9 protein-coding genes are annotated in these 12,641 nt (G+C 52.1%); 6 read left to right on the top strand and 3 right to left on the bottom strand.

All coding sequences use genetic code 11. The annotated features are described in order from the left end of the window. Window positions 1-3: 3 nt before the first annotated feature. Together ICT70_RS05400 and dusB are read right to left on the bottom strand one after the other, a co-directional pair. On the bottom strand, window positions 4-1,119 hold the full coding sequence (locus ICT70_RS05400) for a two-component system sensor histidine kinase NtrB (RefSeq protein ID WP_191154383.1): 1,116 nt from the start codon (window positions 1,117-1,119) through the stop codon (window positions 4-6). Next, entirely contained in the window at window positions 1,116-2,096 is a 981-nt protein-coding gene (dusB, locus tag ICT70_RS05395; RefSeq protein WP_191154382.1) for a tRNA dihydrouridine synthase DusB, read from the bottom strand. Before dusB ends, ICT70_RS05400 begins: the two co-directional genes overlap by 4 nt. Before the next feature lie 370 nt (window positions 2,097-2,466). Here dusB and ICT70_RS05390 point away from each other — a divergent pair, with 370 nt between their 5' ends. Together ICT70_RS05390 and ICT70_RS05385 are read left to right on the top strand one after the other, a co-directional pair. Continuing rightward, window positions 2,467-3,780, top strand: coding sequence for a citrate (Si)-synthase (locus tag ICT70_RS05390; protein ID WP_191154381.1), 1,314 nt, complete (start codon window positions 2,467-2,469; stop codon window positions 3,778-3,780). Between the two features lie 195 nt (window positions 3,781-3,975). Continuing rightward, the gene (locus ICT70_RS05385; RefSeq protein ID WP_191154380.1) at window positions 3,976-4,647 is read left to right on the top strand and encodes a YiaD family glycine zipper/OmpA-like lipoprotein; all 672 of its coding nucleotides are present in this window, start codon (window positions 3,976-3,978) and stop codon (window positions 4,645-4,647) included. Window positions 4,648-4,899: 252 nt separating this feature from the next. Here the strand turns inward: ICT70_RS05385 and ICT70_RS05380 are convergent, their stop codons facing one another. Continuing rightward, on the bottom strand, window positions 4,900-5,694 hold the full coding sequence (locus ICT70_RS05380; protein ID WP_191154379.1) for a class I SAM-dependent methyltransferase: 795 nt from the start codon (window positions 5,692-5,694) through the stop codon (window positions 4,900-4,902). A 168-nt stretch (window positions 5,695-5,862) separates the two neighbouring features. Here ICT70_RS05380 and ICT70_RS05375 point away from each other — a divergent pair, with 168 nt between their 5' ends. The 4 genes from ICT70_RS05375 (at window position 5,863) to ICT70_RS05360 (ending at window position 12,360) form a co-directional block, all read left to right on the top strand. Further along, entirely contained in the window at window positions 5,863-7,050 is a 1,188-nt protein-coding gene (locus tag ICT70_RS05375; protein WP_191154378.1) for a class I SAM-dependent rRNA methyltransferase, read from the top strand. A 347-nt stretch (window positions 7,051-7,397) separates the two neighbouring features. Beyond that, on the top strand, window positions 7,398-8,423 hold the full coding sequence (locus ICT70_RS05370; RefSeq protein WP_191154377.1) for a TAXI family TRAP transporter solute-binding subunit: 1,026 nt from the start codon (window positions 7,398-7,400) through the stop codon (window positions 8,421-8,423). A 63-nt stretch (window positions 8,424-8,486) separates the two neighbouring features. Continuing rightward, entirely contained in the window at window positions 8,487-10,571 is a 2,085-nt protein-coding gene (locus ICT70_RS05365; RefSeq protein WP_191154376.1) for a TRAP transporter permease, read from the top strand. 154 nt (window positions 10,572-10,725) lie between these two features. Further along, complete coding sequence (locus ICT70_RS05360; protein WP_191154375.1) at window positions 10,726-12,360, top strand: DUF342 domain-containing protein; 1,635 nt, start codon at window positions 10,726-10,728, stop codon at window positions 12,358-12,360. Window positions 12,361-12,641: the final 281 nt, after the last annotated feature.

The raw sequence follows: 12,641 nt of genomic DNA, 5'->3' as shown, positions 1-12,641 counted from the left end.
TGCTTATTGATCACGATCGGTGCGCAAGAGCGGTAGCGAGACGCTAACAATTGTGCCGCCATCAGGATGTTCATTGAAGTGCAGCAGGCCACCGTGGTCGGCAACAATCTTCTGGCAAATTGGCAATCCCAGGCCGCTACCTCCCTCTTTTGTCGTGTAAAAGGGGGTAAATACCTGCTCTATCTCCGTAGGAGAGAGTCCTGGGCCACGATCGCAGATACGGATCTGAACCAGGGGGGCCAGGCGAGAACCTTCGACACTGAGATAATATTCGCCATCGATTCTGGTTTCAATGGTTATCTCGGTGTGTTCAAAAGATGCTTCCCAGGCATTTTTGAGCAAATTAAGAAACAGGCGGTTCAGCAGATCGCTATCACCATAGATAGGCGGAATGCTCGGATCAAGGAGTAGTTTGAACTCGATATGTTTGGCCTGGGCGTTATGCCGTTGGAGGGCGATCATCTCATTAAGCAGTTTGTTGATGTTGACCGGCTCCAGACGGTTGCGGCGTGGCGCGGCGAGATCAAGCAGTTCAACAATGATGCGGTTGATGCGTTCACTTTCGCGAATAATCAGGCTGGTGTACTCATGCAGCTCGGGCTGTTCGCTTAATTCCATCTGCAGCAATTGTGCTGCGCCTCGGATGCCTCCCAGGGGGTTTTTGATTTCGTGGGCGAGACCGGCAGCCATGGTGCCGACCATGGTGAGGCGATCGGCATGACGCACTGTCTCTTCCAGTGAACGGACCTGGGTTAAGTCGTGCATAATGACAATTGCACCCTGTTGCCGGCCGGCAGAGGAAAGGATCGGTGAAACGCTGACACTTAAGTGCCGCTTGCGACGGCGCCCCAGGGATTCAAAGGTAACGGCCTCGTGGTCAGAGAGGGAGCGACCTTCGCGCAGACTGGTTCTGACCAGATCACAGAGGCTTTCCTGTTGCTGGAAACACGCACAAAATGCCTTGCCCAGTGCCTGCCTTTCGGACAGCCCGGTAAAGTTCTGGGCTGCGGGGTTAAACAGGATAATGACCCCGGCCTGATTAATGGCAATAACGGCGTCCTCGATATTGTCGATGATAGAATAGTAGTCTTCCAGATTCAGTCGGTTGGTGGGATTCATCGGTGGTGATCCTGCTGAAAAAAGTGCTCGGTCAGAGCGACAAGCTGGGGCAGCTGTTGGCAGGATTGAAGCTCTGATCGAAGGTGCCCGGCACCCTCCATGCCACGGGCGTACCAACTGATATGCTTGCGCATCTCAAGTAGGGCTTTGTGCTCCCCAAACTGTTCGCGGTGCAGTTCAAGGTGCCGGAGAATTATCGCGAGCTTGTCGGCCGCCGTCGGATAGCTAATCCGGTTGCCCTGCAGGGCATCATTCAGCTGTTTGATCAGCCAGGGGTTGCCGTAGCCGCCACGGCCGATCATCAGCCCGTCACAGCCGGTTTCCTGGTGCATGCGCAGGCCATCGTCCACTGTCATCATATCGCCACTTCCAAACACCGGTATGCGGAGAGCCTGCTTCAATTCGCCGATCTGTTTCCAGTCGGCCCGACCGGTAAACCCCTGGCAGCGGGTGCGTGGATGAAGGGTAATAGCATCGACCCCTTCCTCCTGAGCAATGTGACCAATTTCAAGGAAGTTCATGTGGTGGATATCCCATCCTGAGCGGATCTTGATGGTCAGGGGTCCGCTAACGCAGCGACGCACGGCTTTAAGGATACGAGCGATCAAACCGGGGTTCTGCAGCAGGGCGCTGCCGGAACCGCTGCGAATCACTTTTTTTACCGGACACCCCATGTTCAGATCGATCAGATCCGGCACGTCCGGAAGCCTTGAAGCGGCCTCGGCAAGGACCTGTGGATCGCTGCCAAATAACTGAATTCCAAGGGGACTTTCCTCTGGATGAGTGGCCAGCAGTTGTTGTGTCCTGGCGCCATCACGAATCAAACCATTAGCGCTGACCATCTCACTGAAGACCAGACCGGCGCCACAGGATTTCATTATGCGGCGATATGGCAGGTTGGAAATCCCGGCCATGGGAGCCAGGATGATCGGGCTGGTTAGGGTCAGGGATTGTATTGTTAAAGGTTTTGTTTGCATAAATTTTGGGCATAGTAGCATCGGTTTGCTGTCGCGCAAAGAAAAAAATCAGGCTGTTGTCGCCAAAACAACAGTAAAATACGTGGTTAGGCTTGGTGGATACAGTATACAATTTACAACTTGACAATGAAGGGGTATGTTGTTAGAACATCATTTGGGAAGTGCAGCTGTTTGCAGCTCCAGGGGGCTGCATCTTAGCTGTCACCAGGTACTGGCTTCCCGCATATTTCCGGCATAGCTGAATATGCTGTGGATCGCAGGTTGTTCGGTTCATGATTTTGACCCATGTTTTTCCGCTGGGCGGAAATATTTCCCATGGCCCGCAAGGGCATCAATAAGTTGTTTTAACACCCACAAAAGGAGAGAGAACATGTCCACACTGAAACAAGTACTGGCGCAAAAAATTGCAGAGCATCGTCCTCGCACCACCAAACTTGTCAAAGAGTTCAGTGATGTTAGCCTTGGTGAAGTGAATATCGGTCAGGCCATTGGCGGCGCACGTGGCATCAAGTGTCTGGTAACCGACATTTCTTATCTTGACCCGATGGAAGGTATCCGCTTCCGCGGCAAGACGATTCCTGAGACCTTCGAAGCCCTGCCCAAAGTGCCCGGCAGCGAATACCCCTATGTAGAAGCTTTCTGGTGGATGCTGTTGACCGGTGATGTGCCGACCATGGAGCAGACCCTTGAAGTTGTCGAAGACTGGAAACAGCGTGCACAGATTCCTCAGTACGTCATCGATGTGTTGCGTGCTCTGCCCCGCGATTCTCATCCGATGGCTATGTTTTCCTCGGCTATTCTCGCCATGCAGCGTGATTCGGTTTTCGCCAAGACCTATTCCTCAGGCAAATTCAACAAGATGACCTGCTGGGAAGACATGTACGAAGATGCCAGCAATATGATGGCCAAGCTTGGCCCCATCGGTGCTTACATCTACCGCATGAAGTATATGGGCGACACCCACATTGCTGCTGATCCTGATCTTGACATGGGCGGCAACTTTGCTCACATGATGGGCATCCCGGCTCCTTATGACAACGTTGCCCGGATGTATTTCATCATTCACTCCGACCATGAGTCCGGCAACGTGTCCGCTCATGCCACCCACCTGGTTGCTTCTGCCCTGTCCGATGCCTACTATGCGTACAGTGCCGGTATCAACGGCCTGGCCGGCCCTCTCCACGGTCTCGCTAACGAGGAAGTGCTGCGCTGGACCCAGAACTTCATGAGCCACCTGGGTGGCGAAGTGCCGACCGAAGAAGGCCTCAAAAAAGCTCTGTGGGATACGCTCAACAGTGGTCAGGTTATCCCTGGTTACGGTCATGCCGTGCTGCGTAAAACCGATCCACGCTACACCACTCAGCGTGAGTTCTGTCTGAAGACTGAAGGGCTCAAGGATTACCCGCTGTTCAAACTGGTGAGCATGATTTTTGAAGTGGCTCCCGGCGTGCTTACCGAGCATGGCAAGGCCAAGAATCCCTGGCCGAACGTTGATGCCCAGTCCGGTGTTATCCAGTGGTACTATGGCGTGACCCAGTACGAGTTCTATACGGTTCTGTTCGGTATCGGTCGTGCTTTGGGTTGTCTTGCCAACATCACCTGGGATCGCGCTTTGGGTTATGGTATTGAACGTCCCAAGTCGGTTACCACGGAAATGCTCGAAAAAGCAGCTGGAATCAAATAATAATTTTAAACATAATTCATTATCGATGATGATCGGGGGGTCCTTCTGGGGCCCCCCGTTTTTTTTATTGTTCGCAGCATGATTGTTATAACGAGGTAGAGTATAATCAAAAAAACGATATTTTCTCAGGCTTAATTGGAAGAAGAGCCACTATCGTTTCAGCGCGAATGTTAATTAACCTTAAGGAGAAATAATATGATCAACAGATCAGTAATTCTGACACTTGTTGTCGCCATGCTGGTTGGATTGAGTGGCTGTGCTGCCAATACAACGCATGATCAAACAAAAAAAGGTGCCGGAATCGGTGCTATTCTTGGCGCTGCTTCTGGCGCCATTATCGGATATCAGAGTGATAAAGAGAGCGGCGCGTTGCGTGGGGCCCTGATTGGTGGCGCTGCCGGCGGTGCTCTGGGTGCCGGCGTGGGTGCGTATATGGATAAGCAACAGACCGAGTTTGAGCAGCAGCTCGCTAACGAGCAGGCTCAGAATCAGATCGAAATTGAGCGTCAGCAGAATGAGATTCTTAAGCTGACGATGAGCAGCGAAGTTGGCTTTGATTTCGACTCAGCCACGGTCAAGCCAAGCTTCTATTCTTCCCTCAATAAAATAGCCGATATTATGAATCGTTATCCGCAGACCGACATTATTGTTGTCGGCCATACCGACAGTATTGGCAACCCGGATTACAATCTACGTTTGTCTTTACGTCGGGCCAATGCTGTCGCTGATTATTTGATGGATCAGGGCGTGGCGCGTTCCCGCCTGTCCACTGAAGGACGGGGTCAGTTGGAGCCGATGGCATCCAATCAGACAGCGGCAGGCCGGGAACAGAATCGGCGGGTGGAGATTTATGTTGTTCCAAACTGATTTTATTGCATCGATGTGAATATTTCGGAATGATGAGTTGCTGCAGGGGCGGGATTTCCGAGTTCAGGGCGGGGTTTCCCCGCCCTGAACGTTCTTACCTTATTCTGTCTCTGTTCAGCACCGGATCTTCGGATCCTATGTCAAGGGACGCTTTTCGTCATCCTTGACCGCTTTTTGTCGCCGTCCATGGCGACAAAAACCCTTGCCACAGGATCCAAAGACCCGGCGCAAGGAGAGTGCTGAATAGTTACCTTATTTTTTTTCTTTTTCCTTGCGCGATGCGTAGATCAGCAGCTTTTGATCAGTAAAGGTTTCGACTTCTCCGGCGAAGGATTCAATTTTGAAGAAGTCGTGCACCTTGGGCGACGCTTCCATGAAGAATTTGTTGAGTTCCTGTATTTTTGCGCGGTTAAGGCCGGCAGTCTTCACCCATTCCTGAAAATCATGAACTTTTGGAATAATCCGGGTTTCCTGGAGGATCAACTCAGCATCCTCGATCATTTGCCGCCATTGCTCCTCACTGAAGGCTTTGACGTGGGTAGGATTGCGCAGCTGCTCCATGGTCTGGAAAAAATCGGCTATTTCCGGGTCTTCCGGGAGCAGGGTGTCGATGATCACCATGCGCCCCCCACGTCTTAAAACCCGATGAAATTCACTGAGGGCCCGCGGGACATCAGCAAAATGGTGCGACGCGATGCGGCAGGTCAGCAGCGTAAAGGACCCGGCTGGAAAGGGGAGATCTTCGGCGTCAGCCTCACGAAAAATAACATTATCGACCAGGCCCTCTTCGGCGATATGTTCCTGAGCCTTTTTTAGCATCTGCATGGTCAGATCGGACGCAACAACCTGACGTACCATGGGAGAAAAAAACAGCGCCATGTGACCACCGCCGCAGGCAACGTCAAGCATATTATCATCCTGGGTCGGTTGAAGCAGGCGCGCCGCTTCCTCGAGATCCTGCCCGCCGGTAAAATGTGTTGCTTCGACAAAAGCTGTAGCTGTTCTACCGAACTGCTCACGAATTCGATTTTTGAATTTTCGGTCCATTGGTACATCCTGTTGAGGGTATGTTTTTTTGCACCAGTATAGCATCAAAGTTTGCTATTTTAGCAGATAATGACTGGTGGAAATTGTTTTTGCCGATAATTTTTTGGAACCCATTTTTTTACTGTGGTTGGCAGGGTCAATTATCTGATTCGGCCCAAGGATCAAACGATGAAAATGTGTCTGGTGGGACCGGAAACCAAGCGTGTATTGCAACAGGGTCACCCGTGGGTAATCGCCGATCGCTACACCCGCCAATGGCCTAAGGTGACCAGCGGAGAGCTGGTAATGCTGGTCGATGAGCAACGACAATCTCTGGCGGTGGCAATTTGTGATCCACAAAACCGTATCATTGCTCGGCGTCTACCTGGTGACCCGACGAGGATCAGTGCCCTCTGGCTGGAGGAGCAGTTCCGGGGATGCCTGAGATTGCGTCATCACGCCCTGCTTGGTGATAGTGACTGCTATCGCCTGGTGAATGGGGAGGGGGATGGTTTGCCGGGAGTAACAGTTGATCGCTACGGTGATTACCTGATGGTGCAATTCTATACCGCAGCCTGGGAAGCCTATCGGAGCGCATTAATAGCAGCACTGGCAAAGGTTTTCCAGCCAGCCGGCATCTATCTGAAGTATCGTCCGCAACAAACGCGCAAACTCGAAGCTCAAAATAAAAGTCGTCAGAGCAATGAGCTCCTTACCGGAACTTGCGCACCGGATGTTTATCAGGTGAAGGAGGATGGGCTGTACTATCAGGTAAATCTGCAACGTGGGCTTCATACCGGTCTCTTCCCCGACCAGCGCCGTAATCGCCGGGAATTGATGCAGCGGGTTGCAGGAATGCAGGTGCTTAACCTGTTTGCCTTTACCGGCGCTTTCTCAGTAGCGACTGCGGCCGCAGGGGCCAGCCGGGTTACCAGCATTGATGTGTCGGAAAAATATTTAGCCATTGCTCGTGAAAATTTTAAAGCAAACCGGATCGACCCGCAACACCATGAATTTATTGTCGGTGACGTATTTGCTGAACTGGCAAAGATGAAGGCCGAAGGGCGCTGGTTTGATTGCATTCTGTTTGACCCACCGTCTTTTTCCACAACCAAAAAAAGCCGTTTTTCTACTCAAGGAGGCACGGCTGATCTGGTATCTGCAGTGATGTCTTTGCTGTCTGCGGGCGGCCTGCTGGTCGGATCATCAAATCATCAGAAAGTGTCCCTGGATGATTATATGAAAGAACTGCGTCGAGGTGCTGTTGGTCATCGACTTAGAACTATATTTGTTGGCGGTCAGCCCGAAGATTTCCCCTGCGATGTCGGTTTTCCCGAAGGGCGCTACCTCAAATTTGTTATCTGCGTTAAATCTTGAGGTTCAAAAAAAAACCGGATATCCTTCGACATGTCGGCGCGCGGAAAACTCAAGAATGATGAGGAAAAGGCTATCTTTGTCGTTTTTTCTGATTTATTGTTGAAGCCTTAAATAGTGAGGATTCCGTTTTCACTACATTAAATGGCCGCGGGTGGTTGGCAGTGAAGAGTGGATTAGCTATTATTCTGTAAAAAAAAACGATACAGTCTTCTGGTCAAAATATTCAGCCAGCAGTCTCTAGAGGGGGTTGTCAGTGGTGTAAGTCGGAACAATAATGTTGCTCCGGCTGGCCGTGACGCCCTTTTTTTGAGACTTTTTTCTAACCCAGCTCATGTCAGGAGGAGAAAATGGTTAAATCTCGGTGGTTTGTTTCAGGTTTATGTCTGTTGGTGGCGAGTTTCACCTTCGCCACAACAGCGACTGTCAGTGCCTCGCAGGATCGTGATTATCTGCTGGCGACAGCTTCGACGGGTGGCACCTACTATCCGGTGGGGGTTGCTCTTTCAACCTTGATTAAAGTTAAATTGCAACCAACTCAGAATATCGGTATGTCGGCGATCAGTTCGGCAGGTTCCGGTGAGAATATCAAACTGATGAACGATGGTGAGGTACAATTTTCCATCCTTCAGGGTCTTTACGGCGCCTGGGCCTGGAATGGCACAGGAGATTTTGCCACTGCCGGTCCTCAGCGCGAGCTGCGGGCAGTAACCATGTTGTGGCAGAATGTTGAGCACTTTACTGTTCTCAAGCGTTTTGCCAAAACCGGAACGGCGGCTGACCTGGTGGCGATGAAGGGGCAGAATATGGCCATGGGACCACGTAACTCTGGAACCCTGGGTTCTAACAAGACTCTGCTCGGCGGTCTCGGTGTGGATGTCGAAAAGGATTACAGTCTTGCATATGCCGGTTATGGCCCCTCTGCTGATGCCCTGCAGAACGGTCAGGTTGCCGGCATGAGTACCCCCGCCGGCGCTCCGGTCAGTGCAGTGACGCGGACCTTCGCGACTATGGGTGATGATGTTGTGGTTCTTGACTTTACCGATGAGCAGATGAAACAGGCCGACAGCGGCATGGAGCTCTGGACACGTTACGTGGTTCCTGCCGGTACCTATCCAGGTCAGGTCAAGGATATCAATACCATCGCCCAGCCAAACTTTTTGGCAGTGCGTGCTGATGTCGATGAAGATGCTGTTTATCAGATCACCAAAACCATCTACGAGAACCTGCCATTTTTGAATGCTATCCACAGTGCAACCAGGGTCATGGCGATAGAGAAAGCGATTGCCGGTCTGCCGATGCCGTTGCACCCGGGAGCGCTGAAATATTTCCGCGAGGTTGGACTTAATATCCCTGCTCGCCTGATTGCTGAATAATCCTGATCTTCTTCCAGCGACCGCCCTTTTGGGCGGTCGTTTTTTTTCTTCGGAGCCATCTGTATGTCTGTCAATGAAACCGAAGTCCATCCGCTGGAAAGCCGGGCTCTGTTAATCATCGGGGTCGCCGTATCCTTGATGCATATCTGGTTTAACGTTTTTGCCGTACTTTCAAGCCTTTGGCAAAATGCGCTGCACTTTGCCGGTTTTGCCATCCTGGTGGCGATTGCCTACCCCCTGCGACGCAATGGGCCGTTACTGTTGCGCCTGTTTGATGTTTTACTGGGAGTCATGGCGGCGGCATCGGCAGTTTTCCTGATTGCCCGGGAGGATGCCATTTATGCGCGTGGGATCTATCTCGTCCAATCGGAATGGATCGCCGGGATTATCGTTGTTCTCTGTGCCATCGAATTTACCCGGCGGGTCGCCGGCTGGTTCATTCCGGTGTTGATTGTCGTCGGACTCACCTATGTTGGCTGGTGGGGGAGTGAGTTGACGGGCATGTTCCGTTTCGCTGGACTTAAGCCTGAAACCCTGTTGTTTCGCAGTATCTATGGTGATGACGCTCTGTTCGGCACGATTGCCCAGATCTCATCCTCGTATGTCTTCATGTTCCTGCTGTTTGGGGCCTTCTTGTTACGTTCCGGTGCCGGGGATTTTGTTATCGATATGGCGCGCGCAGTCGCCGGGCGGTTGGTTGGCGGACCGGGCTTTGTGGCGGTTATTGCTTCCGGCTTGATGGGGACCATCTCCGGGTCGGCGGTGGCCAATACTGCGTCGACCGGGGTAATCACCATCCCGCTGATGAAAAAAGCCGGTTTTCCCTCTAAGTTTGCTGCCGGTGCGGAAGCGGCTGCCTCAACGGGCGGGCAATTGATGCCGCCGATCATGGGTGCCGGTGCTTTTGTCATGGCGACTTACACCCAGATCCCCTATACCACGATTGTTTTGGTCAGTATTCTGCCGGCAATTTTATATTTTGCTACCGTCGGTTTTTTTATTCGCATAGAAGCCAAACGCAGCTTCGTGACGGCCATTGACGATGAAAAAATCTCTTTTTTGGAGGTTATAAAAAAAGGGGGGTTTGTCTTTTTACTCCCTATCGGTATCCTGATTGGCCTGTTGATTTACGGATTTACCCCGACCTATGCCGCCGGTTACAGTATGATCGCGGTGGTTGTTTCGTCCTGGTTGACCCCCAATAAGATGGGGCCTAAAGCGGTCATTGAGGCCTTGGCCCTTGGGGCAAAAAATATGATCATGACTGCGATTCTGCTGTGTACTATCGGGCTGATCGTTAATGTGATTACCACGGCTGGTATCGGCAATACCTTTTCGCTGATGATCAATGAATGGGCCGGACACAGTCTGCTGATCGCTATTGGCCTGGTTGCCCTGGCGTCCCTGGTTCTGGGGATGGGATTGCCGGTCACCGCCGCTTATATCGTGCTGGGGACCCTCTCCGCCCCGGCTTTACAGGGTCTGATTGCTGATGGAATGCTGGTCAAGGCGTTGGTCAGTGGCCAGGTTCCGGAGGCAGCAAAGACCTTCTTTATGCTGGCGGTGCCGGAAAAGCTGGCTCTGATTGGTGAACCCATGTCGGTGGCAACGGCACGCTCGATTGTCGATGCTATTCCGTTTGATATGGCCAGCCTGGTTCGCGAGTCAGTGCTCAGTGATCACACCCTCACCTTTGCCTTACTGTCAGCGCACCTGATCGTTTTTTGGCTCAGTCAGGATTCCAATGTTACGCCGCCAGTCGCTCTGGCAGCCTTCGCCGGTGCTGCGATTGCCGGCTCCAAGCCGATGATCACCGGTTTTTATTCATGGAAGCTGGCCAAAGGGCTCTATATTATTCCCCTGTTGTTTGCCTATACTCCCTTTATTGGCGGCACCCTGACGCAGGATCTCTATATCTTTTTCTTTGCCCTGTTCGGCCTTTACGCTTTTGCCGCCGGAATTGAAGGATTCATGGAGGCCAAGCTGAATCCGCTATTCCGTATCCTGACCCTGACCTCATCAGCCCTGCTGCTGTGGCCGACGGTCTGGTGGGTCAACGTGGCTGGCTGGGTGTTGCTGATGACTATTATCATCCTCAACAAGCGTAAAGATACGGCTGCAGCAGGGAGCAAGCCTGCTCCCGCCTGATTTTTTCCTCTCTTGATTTCCACAGCGCCCGGATTTGTCCGGGCGCTGTGCCTTTGTGATGGACTTCTGTTTCGCATCGGTTACAATTAGCGCTAGTTGCTTCGTTGCTTTTTCGTTTGCTTGATCCGCTTATCCCCTCCTGAGGATCGCCGCTATGATGGCGTCTGACTCACATAATACTCACCTGGATCCTGATCTGCTTGCTGTGCACGAGACTGACAGTTACCGTTTGACCCTGCGTCTGCCACCTGATCAGATGGAGTGCATTGCGACCCTTGAGTTGCTGTCCCCGGTGTCGCTGGCACCATTGTCAGATCGGCTGGTTGAATCAATCCAACCAGCAGATAAATCAGAGGTGACGGAGACAACAGCGGCTTTGTCGGCTCAAAGCCCTCCGGCAGATAGCAGAGCGACACTGGTTCCTGCCGACTTGGTGGAGCTATTGCAACAGCACCACATCATCGACGCCATTGATGCCGCGGCCCTTGACAACTTTTGTGCCTGCCTTGACCAGGGGCAGGAACCACCACCAACGGTGGTTGCCCGGGGAACCGAACCGCAGCCCGGCACTGACGGCTGGTTTGAGCTGCTGGTAAAGGTCAGCGGTGAAGATCATCAGTTTATCCCCGATGAAAAGGGGCGTATCGACCTGAAGCGTCTTAATGCCTATACCGAAATCGAAGCCGAGCAGAAACTCGGGGTGATCCATCCACCGGAACCGGGAATTCCCGGTATTACAGTACAGGGACACGAAATCGAAGCTCCTGCCGGCAAGCCGAAAAACATCATTGCCGGTGAGGGGGTGCAACTCAAGTATGGTGGCCGTATGGCTTTTGCTACCAGGCCCGGCCGTGCCTTGTTTGAAAAAAACACCCTGACGGTGGTCGATCAACTGGTGATCCCCGGCCATGTCGATTTTTGCGTTGGGCATATCGATTTTCACGGATTTGTTGAAGTCAAAGGGGACATTCTTGATGACTTTGATGTGCGTTCCACCAAGGGGATCAAAATTAGTGGTCACGTCGGTGCCTGCCATATCGAGTCCCAGGGCTCGGTTGAGGTTGGGTCAATGGCCGGGCGTGAAATTGGTCATATTTTCTGTCAGGGAAATTTGCACGCCCGCTATCTTAATCAGGTAACAGTGGTTTGTTATGGTGATGTGGTCGTGACCAATGAAATCCGCAATTCTCATATCCGCGCTACGGGGCATGTTGTGGTGGAACGCGGGGCGATTATCGGTGGTGAGGTGACGGCCCTGACCGGGGTGTCGGCGGCGATCATCGGGACGAACTCAGGTCAACGTACCCAGATTACGGCCGGTGTTTATTTTCCTGATGCCGAGCGCAGCGACTACATTCGTCGTCAGCTTCACTCTATCGAGCAGCAGATGAACACGATCAATGCTGCTATCAAGCCGCTGATGCAGCATTTGCGCAAAGGGTCGGAATTTATCGATACGGTGCGCATCCGTCTACAGATTCTTAACGACAAACTCGATGCCCTCCATGAACAGAAAAATGCCTTTATTGCTGAGAAGCTGTCATCGCGTCCGTTAGACATTGAAGCCAAAAACCCTAAAATCAATGTGCAGAAAACCCTCAAGGATGGCGCTGTGATTGTCCTTGGTAAGGTCAGGGAAGAACTCACCTGTGATCGTCAGGGGCCTTTGTCAATCATTGAAAACACTCACAGCGGCGGGTTGCGCTTTCTGTCCCTAACCCCGTTGCCGATTCCTGCCCTCCTGCTTGAAGAAGAACAGCTTAAGTTGGAGCAGCAGCCACCTTCATAATCCTGCAGGAGTAGCACCTGCGCTTTTGCACAATCCTGCCCTGCTTTATCCCCTGATTCACCAGCTAAAAAATAGAAAAACCTCGTTGCCCCAGTAAAACTGGGAAGATAGAATGCTTGTGCGAGCAAACAGCTATCATCAACGAGGTGAAACTAATTATGGCACAAGGCGTTCTTCCCTTCCAGTATAAAGAGCAAGTACAGACATCAGGACTCACGGCGTTAGCAGGCTTACCAGCCTATCTTGAGTTGGCGCATATTGCCGGGCTACGCGATGCCATC

Origin of the sequence: Pelovirga terrestris (assembly GCF_014773365.1) — a bacterium.
GTDB classification, from domain to species: Bacteria; Desulfobacterota; Desulfuromonadia; order Desulfuromonadales; family Geopsychrobacteraceae; genus Pelovirga; species Pelovirga terrestris.
The sequence above is the reverse complement of the archived record's forward strand: the minus strand, read 5'-3'. Positions and strand labels throughout refer to the sequence as shown.

Coding starts and splice junctions, on each gene's coding strand:
- ICT70_RS05400 (WP_191154383.1), bottom strand. CDS start 1,119: ATGAATCCCACCAACCGACTGAATCTGGAAGACTACTATTCTATCATC.
- dusB (WP_191154382.1), bottom strand. CDS start 2,096: ATGCAAACAAAACCTTTAACAATACAATCCCTGACCCTAACCAGCCCG.
- ICT70_RS05390 (WP_191154381.1), top strand. CDS start 2,467: ATGTCCACACTGAAACAAGTACTGGCGCAAAAAATTGCAGAGCATCGT.
- ICT70_RS05385 (WP_191154380.1), top strand. CDS start 3,976: ATGATCAACAGATCAGTAATTCTGACACTTGTTGTCGCCATGCTGGTT.
- ICT70_RS05380 (WP_191154379.1), bottom strand. CDS start 5,694: ATGGACCGAAAATTCAAAAATCGAATTCGTGAGCAGTTCGGTAGAACA.
- ICT70_RS05375 (WP_191154378.1), top strand. CDS start 5,863: ATGAAAATGTGTCTGGTGGGACCGGAAACCAAGCGTGTATTGCAACAG.
- ICT70_RS05370 (WP_191154377.1), top strand. CDS start 7,398: ATGGTTAAATCTCGGTGGTTTGTTTCAGGTTTATGTCTGTTGGTGGCG.
- ICT70_RS05365 (WP_191154376.1), top strand. CDS start 8,487: ATGTCTGTCAATGAAACCGAAGTCCATCCGCTGGAAAGCCGGGCTCTG.
- ICT70_RS05360 (WP_191154375.1), top strand. CDS start 10,726: ATGATGGCGTCTGACTCACATAATACTCACCTGGATCCTGATCTGCTT.